We start from the raw sequence: 18,023 nt of genomic DNA, 5'->3' as shown, positions 1-18,023 counted from the left end.
TATTCTCCTAGTAACACAGGTTCTTGTTGAGGTATTCCTGCAGTTCCTCTTCGGTATAGTAAGAGGGACAGCCAAATTTGATGTCGTCGACGAAACTTTGGTGGATTGCCGGGTCGACAATCGCTCCTGTCGCTGCCCCGATTGTGGCGACCGATCCTGCAAAGAGCCCCAAAAGGAGTCCAAAATTCGAACCGTCGCCCATTAAGGAAAATATTGCCGCCATCGGGAATCCCGCGAAGGCTCCGATTCCGCCTCCGAGAATGCCTCCAATGACTATTCCGCGTAGCAGGTGGTTTCTCGAGAAGTAGGAGTTGTTCCAAACTTCCCCGTTCTTGCAGAGCGTGACGCTGTCCGTGGGGATGATCATGTAGTATCCCTCGCCTGAGCGGGATGTCGGGAACACGAGGTAGTCGTTTTGGGGGTCGTAGCAGAACCCGGTGGTCTGGAACATAGTCAGGCTGTCGCCCATCTTGGATTCGAAAGAAATGCGCGTTCCCTGGGGCTGCATCTTGACGCCTTCGTACTTGACGTATTCGCCCTTGGACCTTTCGGGAATATCTGTCGGAAGGTAGGAGTGCGTCGGGTTTGCGCAACCCGTAAACAGGAATGCGACCGCGTACAGCGCTACCGCGATTAAAGGCAATGGACGGAACTTCATGAGCATTTTCTCCATGCCCATAATATATACAAATTATTTGCGGGGGAGTTATCTTTTTTATTTATTTGTTGCGATTTTACTATAAAAATCGCGGAAATCTTCCCAGCGGTAGTAGGGGGCTGCGGGGCAGTTCTGCACGGTCCCTGAGTTTTGTCGAAGGGCCGCCGTGTTGCAGGTCACGGGCAGCTTCTGCTCGGTTTCGTTGAGCATCACCTTCACGAGGATGGGGGCGCCCTTCTTGCTTGACTTGTAGAAGACGAACTGCACGTTTGCTGCCATAGGGCTGATTTCATAGTCGCGCCAGACCTTGTGTAGGTTTTCCATGTCGGCGGTCTCGATGCCGGTGTTCTGCGTGCCGTTCTCCATTTGCAGGAGCGTGGCGAACGGAAAAATGACGGTGTCGTGGCCGAAGCGGAGTGTGGCCGTAGTCTTTTTCGCGGGCTTTGCTGCGGTCTTTTTTGCGGGCGCTGTCGTGTCGGCGGCAATTACCTTGTCTGCAACATCGAGGAAGTTTTTCAATAGCGGGCGTGCGTTCTCGAGGCCTTCCTTTTTACCGAAGGGGTTGTTGCCCAGCACGCTGTACCACCAGGCGTTCTGCGCGTGCCAGCGGGCGGCGAGATCCTCGTCTGTCCACAGGTCGTCGAAGCTGAATTCGATTTCGGGGCTGCCTTGCAGGCTGTTCCCGATTTCATAAATCTTGCTGAAGAGGTCGCCCGCGTTGATATTCTTTTGCACGTAAGTCGAATCGTTGAAAATCGCATTCATCATGCGCGCGGGGTTCACGTGGCTGTAGAGCTTCTCGTTTTCTTTTTGCCATGCGGGCGTGTTGGATTCGCCGATGATTTTCCCGAAGTCGAGCGGGCTTATAAATGCCATCAGGTACTTGCCCGATTCCTGGTGAATGTCGAGCTTGGGCTTCTGCGCGCGCAGTTCCTCTAGGAAAGCCGCCATGCTCACGACGCAGCGGGTCGAGGTGCTGGCATAGGCTTCAATGTAGGCGTTGTTCTTGAACAGTTCGGGGAAGTTCTTCACCATGCGCTTCGCGATTCCCTGATGCTGCGCTACGCCGAGCTGGGTCAAATCGCCTGCGCGCGGGGCGGCGTATTCGTCCAGGTATTTTGCTCGTTCAAGCAGGCTCTTGCCGAGTTCGGTCAGCTTGCCTGCAGAATCTGCCTTTGCAAGCGTGTTGTACAGGGCGTGGTAATGGTCGGCGGGCTGGTGGAAGCGGCTGCCGTGCCTGCCGTAATGGCTCAGGTAGAAAGGCTTGTAGCCTGCGGGTGCCTTGGTGTACTTGGCATTCGGGGTGGGGTAGGCGTAGTAGTTGCTACCCATCTGGTAACGGTCCTGAGCGATTCCTGAAATCGCCATTGTGAGCAACAGCGCGAGAATTTTTTTCATACTGCTAACCACCTGTTATTGGTGTGGAATGTGAAATGAGGAATGTGAAGTTTCCCATCACACATCGCACACTACACGTTACACATTGCGGCAACGCCGCTTAGATTTCACCTGATTGTCTTACTTTTCGCACGTCTTGAAGAAGCAGCTGCGGGCGCCCGTGTGGCAAGCGACTTGCGGGCCCTGCATGCGGACCTTGAACAACAGTGCGTCAGAGTCGCAGTCGGCGGCCCATTCCACCACCGTCATCACGTTGCCGCTGGTGTCGCCCTTGTGCCAGTATTCCTTGCGGCTACGGCTCCAGAAAACCATCTCGCCACATTCGTGGGTGCGGCGGAGAGCTTCTTCGTTCATCCACGCCATCATCAGCACGTCGCCCTTGTCGGCGTCCTGAACGATTGCCGGCGCAAGTTTTACGCCGCCGAATTCCACTTCGAATTTTACTTCTTTGATTAAGTCTTCAAATTTCATAATTCCGAACTCCGAATTCCTAATTTCGCATTAACCACGCACCTGGCCGTTGCCGCGCAAAACCCACTTATAGGTGCAAAGGCTTTCCACGCCCATCGGGCCGCGGGCATGCAGCTTGTCGGTAGAAATGCCCACTTCGGCTCCGAGCCCGTATTCGCCGCCGTCGGCAAAGCGGGTGCTGGCGTTCACCATCACGCTGCTGCTGTCCACGTTGGCCACAAAGTAGTCCTGAACAGAAGCGTCTTCGGCGACCACCGCTTCGGTGTGGCGGCTGCTGTTCTGCTCGATATGGTCGCAGGCCTCGGCCACGTTGTCCACGAACTTGACGCTCGCCTTGAGGGCCAGGTATTCGTGGTGGTAATTGCTGTCATCGCCGATGTCCTTGATACGGCTGTCGTGGCTCTGGGCATCGTGATTGCCGAAGAGTTCCACGCCACGGTCGGCGAGGCAGTCGAGCAACTTTTTCACGTTGGCTGCATCAATGTGGCGGTCGATAATCACGCATTCCATGGCGTTGCACACGCCGGTGCGCTGTGTCTTCGCGTTAATCAAGATGTTTACGGCCTTGTCCATGTCGGCGGACTTGTCCACATACACGTGGCAGATGCCGTTGAAGTGCTTGATCACAGGAATCTTGCTCTGTTCCACCACGGCGCGGATCAGGCGTTCGCCACCGCGGGGGATTACCAGGTCGATACAGTCGCTACGCTGCAACAGCATGCCCACCAGGTCGTGGCTGGTTTCGGTCACCAGCTGCACGGCGTCTTCGTCAATGCCGTTTTCGGCGAGGGCTTTGTGGAAAATCCCGGCAAGGCACTTGGCGGAATTCAGGGATTCCTTGCCACCGCGGAGGATTACGGCATTGCCCGCCTTGAAGCAGAGGCATGCGCCGTCGATGGTCACGTTCGGGCGGCTTTCAAAAATAAAGAACACGGCGCCGATAGGTACTGCTACGCGGCTAATCTTGATCCCGTTCTTCAGTTCGCGACTTTCGAGCACGCGGTTCAGCGGGTCGGTAAACGCGGCGATTTCTTCGGCGCCCTTGGCCATCGCCTCGATGCGGGCGTCGTTCAGGGTCAAGCGGTCCATCTTGGCGTCGTCGAGCTTTCCGGCGGCGGCCTCCAGGTCAAGTTTATTCGCGGCCATGATTTCCGGCTTGTGTTCCCGGAGCAACTTTGCCACCAGGTTCAGCACGGCGCTGCGTTTTTCACCCGAGAGGGTGCGGAGATTCTTGCTTGCCTTCTTGGCGTTCTGGGCCAGGATGTCGGAGTATTCTTCCAAGTTGGAATATGAAATAGACGTGTTTTTCATGATTTTACAATATAGAAACTTGATTTTTATCGCACCGGAGTATATTTTAATATTACAGGTTTGTTTTTATCCGCGACAAGGTCTTATAGTCGCAGGATATCGGACTTGGGTGTTCAGACCTGGTGTGTTCTCTCCACACCAGGTCTTTTTGCGACCGCTCGCGCTACGTTTGGGTTAAATTACTCCGGTATGCGTTCGCTTTCGCCTATGACGACTCGTTAAGACGAGTCGCCTCCGGCTCACGGCGCGACCGTTCACGGTGCGACCGTTCGTTCGTCGTCTCGGGCTTTTTTTTCAAAAAGGCAGACTAAATGCTTGTTCAGAGGGTGTTTGGTCTGCTTTTTGTTAGTTTGTTTGTGCTAAAATGAACGAAAATGTCGTTTTGGAGGGCGCTTAGCGGGCAAAATGAACCTTAAATCGCCTTTTTGGGGCTCTTTCTTGTGAATTTGTTCGAAATTTGGCAGACCAAATGCGCTCTTTTTCGCGATTTGGTCTGTCAAAACGCTCAAATGCCCTCATAAAAAACGCAAAACGCCCGCGCTATAAACCGCGCAAAATGCCCTATTTTAATGTCCCGCGTGGCGACTCCCCGCATCAAGAAACCACGCAAAATGCCCTATTTTAATGTCCCGCGTGGCGACTCCTCGCATCAAGAAACCGCGCAAAACGCCCGCCGTAAAAAACGCGAAAAGCCCCGCCGCGAGGCGAGGCTTTAGTGTTAAAATGCAAAACTTAGAGCAACTTCACGATGGCCGTGAACAGCGCGTCGGCGAGCGCGTTGGTTTCGAGACCTTCGAACACGCTGAACTGGTTGAACACGATCTTGCCTGCGCCGAACGGAATCATCTGCAGGTCGACGCCGGTCTTTACCTCGCCATCCTTCAGGCTTACGGAGCGCGCGTAGACCGTTGCGTCGGGCAGTTCGTTCAGGGAAAGTCCCGGCATCACCGCAGCCGCGTTGTGGTCGAGCACGCTTGCACCGCCGAATACGGGCAGGAGCGCGGAATCCGCCGGCAGGTAGTGCAGGCTTGCGCCGTTTGCACCCGTGCTCCAGTGGGCCTCGAGCGTGCAGTCAAGGGTGTGGCTCTGGTTCACGAAGTCGATGTCTTCCTGCGACATGTCCGAAAGCAGGAGCGTCTTCCCGCCGTTCTTGGTCACTTCCACAATCTTGTCGATGATTTCATCGGGCCAGGAGCAGAGGTTTGCCGTGAAGATAATCTTCTCGGGGCCGGAAAGTGCGGCGAGCGCGTCGCTGGATTCTTCGCTGTTGTCGAGGAAGCAGACCTTTTCCATGGCGCTCTTCACGTCTGCCGGCTCGATGACGATAAGGTCCTCTTCGGAGGCATGGACTTCCTGGTTCCCGTCCTTCAGCACAATGCGAATCTTGTACTTGCCCGTGGCACGCGGGGAGTTGAGCGTGCAGTTGCCGAGCTGGGTAAGGCTTGTCTTGCCGGCCGGTTCGTCGGGAGTCATTGTCTGCGTGGAGAGCACCTTGCCGTTAGAATCGATCAGGCTCACTTCGACAGAGACGTTCTCGTGACGGTCGTTGTTCAGGAGCGTCACCTGGAAACTGACTTCGCTCTGCGGTGCGACCACGTGTTCCAGTTCGCTTACGAGGGCGCGGCTGCGGGCGTTGATTTCCTTGCAGAACGCGTCGAAACCCTTGCTCTTGCGGTTCTCGTCGCAAAGGCCGCAGAAGTCCGTGCTGAAATCCGCCCACTGTTCTAGGAAGAAACCCGAAATCTGCGGGTTGCTCTGGAATGCGGTAATCTGGTCGAGCTTGCTCTTGGTAGCGATGGCGTTCGCGCATGCGATGAATTCCGAAAGGTCTTTCCATACGGAAAGCGGACCTGCCACGAAGCTGTCGATGGCCTTGAACGCGTTCTTGATTGCCTTCTGGTTCTTGACCGAGCGGGGACCCTTGATGTTCGTCGCCGAATTCGGGAGCAACGTGTGGTTCTTGATGGTCACCAGCATCTTGTTGTCGATGCGGGCGGCGTCGCTATCCTCGCTATCCTGGAACTGGTTGTCGCCAAGTCCGGAATCGGGTACCACGAGTTCTTCCTCGTCCTTGTTGAAGCAGTGGGCGAGGTAGTGCGTGTAGGCTGCACCCGGGTTCATCTTCGGGCGCACCGCGAGCGACGCGAACTGCGAAATGCGGTCGACTGATACCGGCAGGAGCTTGCCCGTGTCGGCATGGAAGGTACCCTCGTTATCGAGGTAGATGCTGTCGAGGTTGCTAATTGCGGCGCGGGTCATGTCGACCGGGCTAATCGCGTTGAGCAGCTTGTTGCCGTTCTGGAGCATGAACGTGCCGTTCTCGGAACCCATCACCCAGGCGGCAATGCAGGGGTGGTTGTGCTGTTCCTTGACAATGTCGTTGATGAGGTTCTTCGCGTATTCCAGGCCGGCGGGGGTAGACCTCATGGTGTGGATGGGGAATTCCTGGAACACCAGGAGACCGATCTCGTCACAGATGTCGAGAGCCTCGGTGCTGAGCGGTGCGCCGCAGCTGCGGATGGCGTTGAAGCCTGCCGCCTTCACGGCGAGGAGGTCCTTCCTGAGGGCCGGGTTGTTCGTGGTCCAGAGTCCGCCTTCGCTCCACTGCTGGTTGTAGCATACGCCCTGCAGCTTGACGATGGCATCGTTCAGGTAGAAGTCGCCCTTGAGGCAGTCAAACTTGCGGAAACCGAACGTGCGCATGATGGGGAAGGCGTATTCCGGAGCTTTGCCCTTGCCGCTCTTGAGTTCCATCTGCACTTCGACCGCGAACATGTTGGGCTTTTCGGGGCTCCAGACGAACTTGGAGCGGTTCCAGTCCTTGATGTTGAGGCCGATGCGGAACGTGGCGTTTTCCTTGTCGAGCTTGGGGCAGTCCTTGAACCACTCGCAAACGTCGCCGCTCGGGTTACGCATGAGAATGCGCAGGCGCGGGCTGTAGCCGCGCGGGTTGTTGAAAGCAATTTCGAGGTTCACGCACTCGGAATCGGCGTCCGGTTCCACGTGCAGGTCCGAAATGAAGGCGCTGCTGCCGAGCACCAGGTCCACATGACCAAAGATACCGCCGAACGGGTACTGCGTCCAGGGGAGGCCGACGGGCACTTCGCTCGGGTGTACGTAGCGGTCGTCCGCGTCGTCGCTGCTGTCGCGGCCAAAGTCGATGCGGCTGTTGGCGGCACCCATGTTGGCCACGCGGATGCAGAGCACGTTCTCTTCGCCAATCTTGATGGCCTTCTGGGTCTCGAGAACAAACGGCGTGTATGCGCCGAAATGCGTGCCGAGAAGCTTGCCGTTTAGCCAGATGGTCGCATGTGTAGCCACACGTTCAAAGCGCAAGAAAATGCGCTTGGCGACCTGCTTTTCGTCTTCGATGGTGAAACGCTTGAAGTAGAACGCGCAGTCCTGGGACAAAAGCAGCTTTTCAAACGTCCTTTCCCAAATGTGGGGAACCGTCACCGTTTCCGTATCTTCGGGGTAGGTGGCGTACCAGCGGTTGGATATGCCGGAATCTTCGGTATCCCATTTCATCTGCCAATCGCCATCGAGACTCAAAATATTATTCATGTAGGGTCCTTTATGAAATTTTCGTGGAAAATTTAGAAAATATGGTGGAAATGGTGCATTTTATTATCGGAAAATCGCCCGAATTTGTCGAAAAATTCCGAAATCCCTTTACAATTCCACAAATTTTACTACATTTGGAGTCCCAATAGCAACCAAAAAAGGATTACAAAATGTATTCTATTGTTGAAACAGGTGGTTTCCAGTATAAAGTCGAGCTGGGCAAGGCCTACAAGGTCCCCACTCTTGACGCCGCTGTTGGTTCTGAACTGGAGCTCAAGTCCGTCCTTCTTTTCGCAGGAAAAGAAGTGCAAGTCGGCACCCCTGTCCTGAACGACGCCTCCGTGAAGGTTGAAGTTCTTGCCCACGGCAAGTACGACACCGTCATCGTGTTCAAGAAGAAGCGTCGCACCCGTTACGAACGCCGTAACGGTCATCGTCAGGGCTATACCGAGGTGCTCGTCACGGAACTCCGCTCCGGCGCCGAATCCGCAGTCGTAGATCCCAAAGTTATTACCCGCAACCGCGCTCGCGTGGCTGCCCTTGCCAAGCAGAAGGAGCAGAACAAGCCCCTTACTCGCAAGGAAAAGATTGCCCAGGGTATTCAGAAGCCTGCTAAGGTCAAGAAGAACTCCCTTCGCAAGGCTAAGGAGGCTTAATCCATGGCACACAAGAAAGGTCAAGGTTCCGTACGTAACGGTCGCGACAGTAACGCCAAGTACCTCGGCGTGAAGAAGTTCGCGGGCGAAACAGTCAAGGCCGGTAACATCATCGTGCGTCAGCGCGGTTCCCACTTCCACAAGGGCGTGAACGTCGGTATGGGCAAGGATTTCACCCTGTTCTCCCTCGTTGACGGCAAGGTGAAGTTCGAACACATCGATGCCAACCGCCAGAAGGTTTCCGTCTATCCGGAAGAAGCCAACTAAGGTTCGCTAAAATCGAATTTGAAGGCCGGACGCGCAAGCGCCCGGTTTTCTGTATATATGCGGTTTCTGCCCGAAACAACGAATGAGCGCAAACCGGAGCAATTTAATGTCGGAACTTAGCGCGAGCGGTCTCATAAACCTCACCTCCAGAAAAAAAGAGGCTCATGTGAGCCTCTTTTTTTTCTGGAGGTGAGGGGAGTCGAACCCCTGTCCAAAATCACGTCCATGTCCATTCCTACAAGCTTTCCCTTCGTATTTAAGGTCTCGCCTTGTCCACGCCCAAGAAGGTCGGCGCAGATTTCAGCCAGCCTAGTGAATCTCGGACTCTAGCCCCAGGCATGCGAGAATCCTATCCCATATTTCGTCCGGACGTTCATCCCGATGGGAGCGGAATGAGGCCCGGCGTTGCCGCTAATTAGGCAGCGAGTGCGTAGTTTTCGTCAGCACTTATTTTTTTTCAGACTTTTTTACGAGTGCCCTCGTCTGAGACCTCGGCTTGCAACTAACACTTCGGTAACCCTGTCGAAACCAGATCACCCCCGGTGTTTCACCGGGGGTGATCTGGTTGAGACTTGTCGACTAAATGCGAGCCGGCGAGCATTTAGGCCCTTAAGCTCACGAAGTGAGCGCAAGGCCCGTAGGGCAAAATCGCTGCGAGTAGCAGTGATTTTGGCAAACCAAGGCACCCCCGATAGATATCGGGAAACCGATATCTATCGATTGATAAACATCGGTATTTCCCAAATATATAAATTTATCGCCCCAAAGGGAAGGTTTGTCAAGTTTCTGCCTTTTTTGCCTTCAAAAAAGCCCGAAAGTTGCAAAAATGGGGACTAAATGCCTGAAAAATCGCATTTTGGTACCCAATTTTACGTACAAACTAACACAAAAAAGTCTGGCCAAACTCGCTTTTCTGTTGATTTTGGGGATTAATTCCCTCGGAAAAGGCTTTTTTATCCCCACTGTTGCGGGCGCGGTACACAAAAAGTTTTGAACAAGTTAACAAAATGGGTACCAAACACCCTCAAAAAGGCCCTTTTGGTACCCAATTTTGCACATTTCGGCAATTTGCCTACTTTTTCCGCAGGCTTTTTTGCGGTCTTCCGCTTGAATCCTGCGCTTCATTCTCTTTATTGCGCGACGCCCGCCTTTTTTGTCTAAAAATTGCAGTTCCCCCTGCGACCCATTTATATATATTTGTACTTGAAAAACAAGATTTCGGAGATTATGATGAATTTTGCAAGCGCGAAGCCCGGTTTTTTTGTTCAGGACCGCTTCCTTTACAGCAAGGACAACGAGAAGGTCATTTTGCGTGGCATAAACCACATGTTCATTTGGACTGACCGCGAAGGCAAGACCATTCCCGAAATCGCGAAGACCGGCGCGAACTGCGTGCGCATCGTGTGGAACATGCGCGGGCGCGTGAGCGACCTTGATTCCATCGTGGCGCAGAGCATCTCGAACGGCATGATCCCGATTGTGGAAATGCACGACACGACGGGCAACTGGGAGCGCCTGCCCGAGGTGCTTGACTTCTGGCTGCGCGAAGAGACGCTCCAGATGATTACGAACCACCAGGAATACCTTATCCTGAACGTGGGCAACGAGCCGGGCGCGCAGGAGATTGCCCCGGACGAGTTCTTCGGCATGTACAACATGATTGTGACCAAGATGCGTGCGGTGGGAATCCGCGTGCCCATCATGATAGACGCCGACAACTGGGGCCAGAGTGAAAAGAACATCCTTGCGGTGGGCCCGCGCCTGCTGCATGCCGACCCCGAGCACAACCTGCTGTTCTCCATCCACATGTGGTGGCCGAGCGAACGCCACGACGCGAAGACGACCGGGTTTGCGACCGTGCAGGAACGCGTTACCGCCTGCCTCGAGAAGTCGGTGGAAATCAAGCTCCCGCTGGTGGTGGGCGAGTTTGCCCCGATGGCGGTCGCGGGTGCACGCGAAATCCCGTACAGGCACATCATGGGCGAATGCGAGCGCCTAAACATCGGGTGGCTCTGCTGGAGCTGGGGCCCGGGCAACTCCGACAGTCCCGAGATGGACATGACGGAGCATGGCTCGTACAACACGCTGGTGGGCTGGGGCAAGGAAGTTGCGGTGGATAGCCCGCTGGGTATCCAGAACACGAGCGTTATCCCGACATTCATCCAGAACAAGGACTTTACCACCGGGTCGCTCGGTGGCGGCGCGAACATCATCGAGAATGGCGACTTTTCTGCGGAGAACGCGCTCGACGGCTGGACGACCGACTTCTGGGGCGGCAAGGCGGAAGTGACCGCCAAGGACGGCGTGCTCCACTTCAATATCAAGCAGGCGGGCAAGGAAACCTGGGGCCTGCAGTTCAAGCAGCACTTGACCCTCCGTAACGGCGTCACCTACATCTTCAGCATGCGCGCGAAGGCCGACAAGCCGCGCACGCTCAACGTGAACATCAAGCGCGATGCCGAACAGTACACTCCATACGCGAACGGGCGTATCCTCGACCTGAGTACCAGCTGGCAGAACTTCAGCTGGAAGTTCACCATGAAGGAGGAAACCGACCCCGAGGCGCTCCTGATTTTCGACATGGGCGGCGTTCCCATATCGTGGTCGCTTGCCGATATCAGCCTGGTGCAGGCCCGCAGTATCGCGGACCGCCTGAACCGTACCTTCCAGCGCAACGTGCAGAAGAACTCCGGCTACTTCAATGCCCCGAATGGTCCGTGGGAACTGCACCTCTACAACGCGAAGGGCGAACTCGAAGAGATCCTTGACCGCGGGCGCGGCGGCGAGGGCATGCGCAGTTACCCGAAAATCGAGAAGAGCGGCATCATGGTCGTGAAGGACGTCGCAGGATAGGCGACCGGTCGCGCGGTTTTTAAGCAACTATTTAAACGACTCTATATATGTATCGTGACGGCGGACTTGGGTCCGCCGTTTGTGCGTTTTTGAACGAGAAAAATCACGCGATATTCCATTTTCATTTTTACATAGTGTGGAATGTCAACGTTTTTTAACACGCTTGTATCATAAAAAAATGGAACAAAATGTCAAAAAAGACTGTTCAAAGTGTGATTTTGAACAATTTTAAGCACTCTTGTATCATAAAATAGTTGCATTCCGTTCTAAAAATGATTATATTCTTTGTTGTATGAAACCCGTGACGGAATACCAGAATTTTCGCGTTTTTATACGCGACTTCTATACGGAACGCAAAGTGCGGTCCGGGTTTACCTGGCGAGAGTTCGCCAGGGAGGCCGGGTATTCCTCGCCGGTATTCTTGAAGTTGGTGTGTGATGGGACCGCAAACCTCAGCGACGCAGGGATGGAACGCGTCGCTGAGGCCATGGGTCTCGTGGGTGTGGACCTCCAGTATTTCCGCACCCTGGTACGTTTCAACCAAGAGAAGGACGCCGCAAAGAAGCGCGAAATTTTCAAGGAACTCCGTGCCATCACAAAGGAAAACGAGATTACGCTCGTGGGCGAGGACCAGTACGACTACTACGAATCCTGGGTGAACCCGGTGCTTCGTGAAATGGCTCCGTATGTCTCGGACTCGACACCCGCGCAGATGGCGGACAAGCTCACCTTCGGTGCGCAGGCGGCAGAAGTCAAGAAGGCCCTGCAGCTGCTCCAGAAGGTCGGGCTCCTGAACAAGACTGCCGATGGCAAGTACGAGCAGGCGTCCAAGGCGATTACGACCGGTAATCTCGAGTTCACAAGCCTTTCCGTCCGCGAGATGCACCGCCAGATGGGCGAACTTGCTATCCGCTCGCTCGACGAGGTGCCGGTGGACGAACGTAACGTTTCGGGTATGACCTTCGGTGTTTCCGAAGAAGCGTACCAGCGCATTACAAAGGAAATTGCGGATTTCCGCCGCCGCATTACTGCGATTGCCATGCAGGATACGAACGAGAACCGCATTTACCGCTTGAATGTGCAACTCTTCCCGCTTACGAAGGACTTGAAGAAGGGAGGGGACAATGTTTAGTACTTACGCTAACTATATCAAGGGAGGCGCAATATGACCGAAAACGAAAATTCTCTTGACATCGCTTGCTTTGAAGTCAATCAGAGCGGCCGTATCTTGTCGGGTAACAAGCGGTTCTGCCGCATGTTCGGGTTCAACGAATCCGAGGTGACCTGGCATTACATTACCGACTGCTACCGTTACCCCAGGGACTGGGAACTGTTCAGCAACTGCAGCGACCTTTCGCAGAACAAGTTCGTGTTCCGCATGCGTAACCGCAAGGGGCGCAGTTTCAAGTGCTGCCTTACCCGCGAAATCGTGCAGGATGCCGAAGGCAAGATTACCTTCCGCAATACCATCTGCAGGCTCGGCGAACCCGAGATTGCACAGGCGGCTGCACCTGTTGCCGAGAACCGCTCCGTGGTGTTCATTACCCGCTGTGCCCACTGCGGCGACCAGGTGCGCGTGAACACGCTTGCCGAGACCCGCATGCGCGTGCTCTGCGATGCATGTGCCGCGAAGGCCTATCCCGAGGCCTTTAACATTACCGCCCAGGTCTAATATTGTAGTATTGCGCCGAACTTATTCATAGAACAATGCAAAGTCCGGAGGTGCCGCGAGCACTTCCGGATTTTTTTTACTTTGGTAATATATTTGCCAAGTGGTCAAAGGTCGCCTACGGCTCACAGCGTGGTCGAGACCACCGTAACCGATATCTCTTGGGCGTTCCCGCACGTATATGTGCGGTCGGGCTATATTTTAGGGGCTGCCGCCGTCGCTTCGCTCGTCGTCCGCCTCCTAAAACCAAGCCCCGCTGCGCGGGTCTTGTCCCCAAGGGGTCACTATCCCTAACGCGGATGCTCAAAATGAAGTGCATTTTTTTCCTGTTTTTGTCATTTTGTGCCATTTTATTTATGTATTTTTAGACTATGCTGGAAACAATTTGTCAAAAGACCAATGAATTCATTGCTCAAATGCCCAAATCTCTTAGAAAAGAGTATGGACAATTTTTTACGAGTGCTGAAACCGCAAGTTTCATGGCTTCTTTATTTGATCTGTCTGGCTTAAATAAAAATGTTTCCATTCTAGATGCTGGAGCTGGGTCGGGAATTTTGGCTATTTCTATAGCAGAAAGAATTTTGAAACAGGACTCTTCAATAAAAGTAGAAGTCGTTTGCTATGAAAATGACCCTCATGTCTTGCCTTTGCTTAGATCGAATTTAGACTTGATGAAAAAAGAGTACAAGAACTTTTCATTCAAGGTTCTTGAAGAGAATTACATTGTATCTCAAAGAGATTCCTTCACGGGAAACCTATTTGCACAAGAGAGTAAAAAATATGACCTAATTATTGGCAATCCACCATATAAAAAAATTCCCAAAGATGCTCCAGAGGCATTGGCGATGCCGGTTGTTTGTCATGGTGCACCCAATTTGTATTTCCTGTTTGCCTCTATGGGAATCTTTAACTTGAAAGAAAATGGGCAAATGGTTTATATCACGCCTCGGTCTTGGACCTCTGGAGCCTATTTCGAAAATTTCAGAAAATACCTAATTGGAAACACATCGTTAGAAAGAATCCATTTGTTTGAAAGCCGGACGGATGTATTTGACAAGGAATCTGTTCTGCAAGAAACAATGATTTTCAAACTAAAAAAGCAAAAAAAACATCCATCAAAAGTCGTAATTTCGACAACGAACGGAAACGGCGATTTCAGCAAAATTTCTCATTTCAAAGCTCCGTATGATACAGTCGTGTCTCCTTTGACCAATTATGTTTATTTGCCTGCAAATAAGGATAACCTTGAAGTTTTGAAGAAAATTGGATCTTTTGAAAATACCTTGCCAAGCTTGGGAATGAAGATGAAAACGGGGCTTGTTGTCGATTTTCGAGTACCAGAATTACTTGAATCTGTAAAATCAGAAAACAATGTTCCTCTTTTCTATAGCCGTCATATCAAGGAAGGTCGTGTTTCTTTCCCGGTAGGAATTGAACATGAATTTGTATCCAATGAAAAACAAAGCCTTTTGCAAAAGAATAGAAATTATCTTTTTGTAAAACGTTTTACCTCTAAAGAAGAAAAACGGAGACTGCAAAGCGGAATCTACCTAAAACGGAAATTTCCTGGATATCAATTCATAAGCACGCAAAATAAGATTAACTTCATTGATGGCGAAGAAGAACTTTCTGAGTGCACTGTTTATGGGCTATATGTTCTGTTTAATTCGACCATTTATGACTCCTATTACAGAATTCTGAATGGCTCAACTCAGGTTAATTCAACAGAAGTAAACTCTATGCCCATTCCGAATCTGCTACAGATTCAAGAAATGGGCAGGATGCTTATAAAGAGCAAAGATTTTTCGGAAGAAAAATGTGATGAAATTCTTCAGGAGGCCTGTGCATGAGCAATGTTGATAAAATTCGTAATATTTTGATTGCGCTGGGCGTTCCCGAGAAACAGCAAAATGACTTGTGCTGTTATGTGTTACTGGTCATGGCAAAAATCTACCCAAAGAGCAAATGGGAAAGCGCACAGAATGAATGGATCCGTATTCACGATATGATGAGTTACATCAACATCTTCTATCGTGAAACACCCTATGCCGAAAACACTCGTGAAACAGTCCGTAAAAATGCGTTGCATCATTTTAGGACAGCCGCTTTTGTCGAGGATAATGGCCTGGCGACAAACAGTCCTAATTACCGCTATCGCTTGACCGCTGAATTTTTGAATGTGCTAAAGAACAAAGGGTCTGAGGAATCCGTAAAGGGATTTTTAAAGAAGCATGAGTCTCTCAAAAGTATTTACGCTTCAAAAAAAGATAAGCAAAAACAAGCTCTTTCTGTAAATGGTCTGCAGTTGACGCTGTCGCCTGGTAAGCACAATAAATTGCAAAAGGCTATTATTGAAGATTTTGCACCGAGATTCGCTCCGAGTGCCACATGCCTATATGTGGGGGATACGACTGAAAAAGATTTGGTGAAGGATGTTGAAACACTAAAGAAATTGGGCTTTGCAATTACTTTGCATGACAAAATGCCTGATGTTGTTCTCTACGATGAGAGAAAAGACTGGCTCTATTTTGTCGAGGCCGTAACATCCGTTGGTCCGATGGATCCGAAAAGACTTGTTGAACTTGGTAATTTAACCAAGAATGTTAAGGCGGGGAAGATTTTTGTTACTGCGTTCCTTGATTTCGGAACATACAAAAAGTTTGCTGCAGATTTGGCTTGGGATACTGAAGTCTGGATTGCAGATATGCCTGAGCATATGATTCACTTGAATGGTGATAAGTTCTTGGGACCGAGAGGGTAATACGTTAAATAATTCACTTTGTTGGCTACATGTGAAAACTTGAAGTATGGTTGTATAAAGTACCGGTTTTGACAAAAGAGGAATTTATATGGCAATAATGATGAAGCGTCAATTAAATGACGATGAAAAGCAAATAATTTTAAATCGTTTCGGAAGAACATGTTTTGCAAACGGGCACGCAATTCCAGAAGGTGAAAAAATCCATTTTGATCATATAAAAGCCTTTGTAAATAATGGGCCTACAGATTTAAACAACATTGCTCCAATGTGTGAGAAACACAATCTTGAAAAAGGACAATTGCCTCTTGAAGATTTTCGAATAAAGCTTCGAATAGAAGATTTTTTCAAAATGGGTAAGAGATTAACTTTAAAAGATCTCTTGAAATATCTAAAAGAGAAAGGAGATGTAGACTCTTTTGGAGAACGTGTTTCTATAAAGGAGATTGATGGAAAAATTTTTTTAGAGAATGCTTCATTTAAAGAAGAATTTAAAATTGAAGTTTGTCCTTTGACAGGGTGGAAATATTTTTATTGTAAGTTGCCTGTAAATGTTTTGGATAGTGATGACGATAATGAGCATTCGCAAGGACTACAGCCTAGATATTTGATTTTTGATAAAGTATTTCAGATGTTTAGGCATTTTCAAAATTTTCCTGTTTTGCAACCGTCAATCGGAAGAATTGATAATGGAAAAATATTGCTGTTTGATGGACAGCATAAAGCAGCGGCTTTGTTATGGACAGGAAGAAAAGATTTTGAGTGTAAAATTTATATAAATCCTGACTTGGAAAGATTAAATCAGGCGAATATATCAGCCCATGATAAGTTTGCACAAACAAGGTTCTTCTCTTCAATTATGGTTTTGAAATTGGGAGCCCAGTTTGGAAAAGATTTTGATGATTATAAAAATAATGAAAGTAATCTTCAAAAAACAGAACAGGGCTTTCTTGAGTATGTCAGTAAAAAAGATATTGCTCAAACGCAAGGTCAGATAAAAGAGAAATTTAGAAGTTATCTTTTTAACTCGATTTTAGAAGATGACAAGAATAAATGGAAACCTTTAGTGTCAATTTCGAACAGAGGTTCAAAAGAACAGCCAATTACGTTGGATATGTTGAAAAAATCTATTTTTGCAAAATTTCTTTACACGGAACCTTTGACTGACAATATTCTTTCTGAAAAATATAAAAGAGATGTGGAATCGGAAAATGTCATAAAACTTATGAATTTGATCTTTGATCAAACTCTTCAAAGTTGGAATCCTTCTGCTGCTCCGAATGATAGCAATCAACTAAAGTTATCTAGATTGTTTTCTTCAAAATCAATAATGGCTTGGACTGAAATTTTTAAAGATGCCGTTAGCGCCAAATTGGAAATATATGACATTGATGAAAAAGAAAAGATTTTTTATCGTCAGTTAGATGATAGTGCATTTAACAAAATAAATGACATAATTAATCGGCTTGTTTGTTGGCAAATGTGGAATTCTCCAAAAGATTCTGAAATAGATAATATGATAGCAACAAACAAAAGTTCTTTAAAACAGTGGCTAAAAAATAACGGCCTTTCCACTGGATATTTAATGGGGGCTCCTGAGTAATTTTGTAGAAGATTTGGCTTGTATATGTAATAAAATCTCCCCATGCATTAACCGCATTGGGAGATTCTTGTAAAAATAGGGTAGTGTCAAGGGTTTTTCGCAAAAATAGTTTGTTCCAACATCAGATTTAGGCTACATTTCCTTTCTTTCTGCTCTTTTCCAGTTCCCGTTTCAGTTCGTTTTCCTTTTCCTGCTCATATAGGTGTTTCATGTTCAGGTACCTCTTGGTGCCCCATTCCTTCGAAGCGACATGCCTTAGCCTTGCGCAGACAAGCATAAGGGCCGATTCCCCGTCCGGGAAGCAGCCGACAACACGAGTCCTTCTGCGTATCTCGCGATTCAGCCGTTCGAGGATGTTGTTCGTCCGGATATTGCGCCAGTGCTGGCTGGGGAACTGGTAGTGTCAAGGGTTTTTCGCAAAAATAGTTTGTTCCAACATCAGATTTAGGCTACATTTCCTTTCTTTCTGCTCTTTTCCAGTTCCCGTTTCAGTTCGTTTTCCTTTTCCTGCTCATATAGGTGTTTCATGTTCAGGTACCTCTTGGTGCCCCATTCCTTCGAAGGTAGTGTCAAGGGTTTTTCGCAAAAATAGTTTGTTCCAACATCAGATTTAGGCTACATTTCCTTTCTTTCTGCTCTTTTCCAGTTCCCGTTTCAGTTCGTTTTCCTTTTCCTGCTCATATAGGTGTTTCATGTTCAGGTACCTCTTGGTGCCCCATTCCTTCGAAGCGACATGCCTTAGCCTTGCGCAGACAAGCATAAGGGCCGATTCCCCGTCCGGGAAGCAGCCGACAACACGAGTCCTTCTGCGTATC

At 50.0% G+C, this 18,023-nt stretch carries 13 protein-coding genes, 1 other RNA gene and 2 pseudogenes; 8 read left to right on the top strand and 8 right to left on the bottom strand.

The annotated features are described in order from the left end of the window. Nucleotides 1–7: 7 nt before the first annotated feature. The 5 genes from BUB22_RS14490 to BUB22_RS14470 form a co-directional block, all read right to left on the bottom strand. On the bottom strand, nt 8–673 hold the full coding sequence (locus tag BUB22_RS14490) for a hypothetical protein (protein WP_139259026.1): 666 nt from the start codon (nt 671–673) through the stop codon (nt 8–10). Nucleotides 674–715: 42 nt separating this feature from the next. Continuing rightward, complete coding sequence (locus BUB22_RS14485; protein ID WP_139259025.1) at nt 716–2,056, bottom strand: histidine-type phosphatase; 1,341 nt, start codon at nt 2,054–2,056, stop codon at nt 716–718. A 120-nt stretch (nt 2,057–2,176) separates the two neighbouring features. Then, nucleotides 2,177–2,527, bottom strand: a complete 351-nt coding sequence (gene hisI, locus BUB22_RS14480) for a phosphoribosyl-AMP cyclohydrolase (protein ID WP_073116250.1) — start codon at nt 2,525–2,527, stop codon at nt 2,177–2,179. A gap of 30 nt (nt 2,528–2,557) precedes the next feature. Continuing rightward, nucleotides 2,558–3,838: a glutamate-5-semialdehyde dehydrogenase gene (locus BUB22_RS14475; RefSeq protein WP_073116248.1), complete on the bottom strand. Its 1,281-nt coding sequence runs from the start codon at nt 3,836–3,838 to the stop codon at nt 2,558–2,560. A gap of 732 nt (nt 3,839–4,570) precedes the next feature. Next, complete coding sequence (locus BUB22_RS14470; protein WP_073116246.1) at nt 4,571–7,402, bottom strand: glycoside hydrolase family 2 protein; 2,832 nt, start codon at nt 7,400–7,402, stop codon at nt 4,571–4,573. Nucleotides 7,403–7,572: 170 nt separating this feature from the next. Here BUB22_RS14470 and rplU point away from each other — a divergent pair, with 170 nt between their 5' ends. Together rplU and rpmA are read left to right on the top strand one after the other, a co-directional pair. Then, entirely contained in the window at nt 7,573–8,058 is a 486-nt protein-coding gene (gene rplU, locus BUB22_RS14465; protein ID WP_072810323.1) for a 50S ribosomal protein L21, read from the top strand. 3 nt (nt 8,059–8,061) lie between these two features. Next, nucleotides 8,062–8,325: a 50S ribosomal protein L27 gene (gene rpmA, locus BUB22_RS14460; protein WP_072810326.1), complete on the top strand. Its 264-nt coding sequence runs from the start codon at nt 8,062–8,064 to the stop codon at nt 8,323–8,325. Nucleotides 8,326–8,506: 181 nt separating this feature from the next. Here the strand turns inward: rpmA and ssrA are convergent. Then, nucleotides 8,507–8,866: a transfer-messenger RNA gene (gene ssrA / locus BUB22_RS14455) on the bottom strand. Nucleotides 8,867–9,552: 686 nt separating this feature from the next. On the opposite strand from ssrA, the gene BUB22_RS14450 reads away from it, so the two are divergent. The 6 genes from BUB22_RS14450 to BUB22_RS14425 all read left to right on the top strand — a co-directional run bounded on the left by BUB22_RS14450 (nt 9,553) and on the right by BUB22_RS14425 (nt 17,208). Beyond that, nucleotides 9,553–11,178, top strand: coding sequence for a cellulase family glycosylhydrolase (locus BUB22_RS14450; RefSeq protein WP_254794759.1), 1,626 nt, complete (start codon nt 9,553–9,555; stop codon nt 11,176–11,178). 292 nt (nt 11,179–11,470) lie between these two features. Next, on the top strand, nt 11,471–12,310 hold the full coding sequence (locus tag BUB22_RS14445; protein WP_073116244.1) for a TIGR02147 family protein: 840 nt from the start codon (nt 11,471–11,473) through the stop codon (nt 12,308–12,310). 33 nt (nt 12,311–12,343) lie between these two features. After that, nucleotides 12,344–12,850, top strand: a complete 507-nt coding sequence (locus tag BUB22_RS14440) for a PAS domain-containing protein (RefSeq protein ID WP_072810333.1) — start codon at nt 12,344–12,346, stop codon at nt 12,848–12,850. A gap of 368 nt (nt 12,851–13,218) precedes the next feature. Next, nucleotides 13,219–14,697 (top strand): Eco57I restriction-modification methylase domain-containing protein, encoded by a 1,479-nt coding sequence (locus tag BUB22_RS14435; protein ID WP_073116243.1) that lies wholly within the window; start codon nt 13,219–13,221, stop codon nt 14,695–14,697. Next, nucleotides 14,694–15,608, top strand: a complete 915-nt coding sequence (locus BUB22_RS14430; RefSeq protein ID WP_073116241.1) for a BsuBI/PstI family type II restriction endonuclease — start codon at nt 14,694–14,696, stop codon at nt 15,606–15,608. Before BUB22_RS14435 ends, BUB22_RS14430 begins: the two co-directional genes overlap by 4 nt. 88 nt (nt 15,609–15,696) lie before the next feature. Continuing rightward, the gene (locus BUB22_RS14425; protein WP_073116239.1) at nt 15,697–17,208 is read left to right on the top strand and encodes an HNH endonuclease signature motif containing protein; all 1,512 of its coding nucleotides are present in this window, start codon (nt 15,697–15,699) and stop codon (nt 17,206–17,208) included. A gap of 127 nt (nt 17,209–17,335) precedes the next feature. Here BUB22_RS14425 and BUB22_RS14420 read toward each other — a convergent pair. Together BUB22_RS14420 and BUB22_RS17145 are read right to left on the bottom strand one after the other, a co-directional pair. After that, nucleotides 17,336–17,605 (bottom strand): annotated as a pseudogene (locus BUB22_RS14420) (transposase); the annotation flags it as partial. A 213-nt stretch (nt 17,606–17,818) separates the two neighbouring features. Continuing rightward, nucleotides 17,819–18,023, bottom strand: a pseudogene (locus BUB22_RS17145) (hypothetical protein); the annotation flags it as partial.

The sequence above is a fragment of the Fibrobacter sp. UWCM genome, from assembly GCF_900129735.1.
Classification (GTDB): Bacteria; Fibrobacterota; Fibrobacteria; order Fibrobacterales; family Fibrobacteraceae; genus Fibrobacter.
Note: the sequence above shows the minus strand (reverse complement) of the source record. Positions and strands in the feature narration are given on the sequence as shown.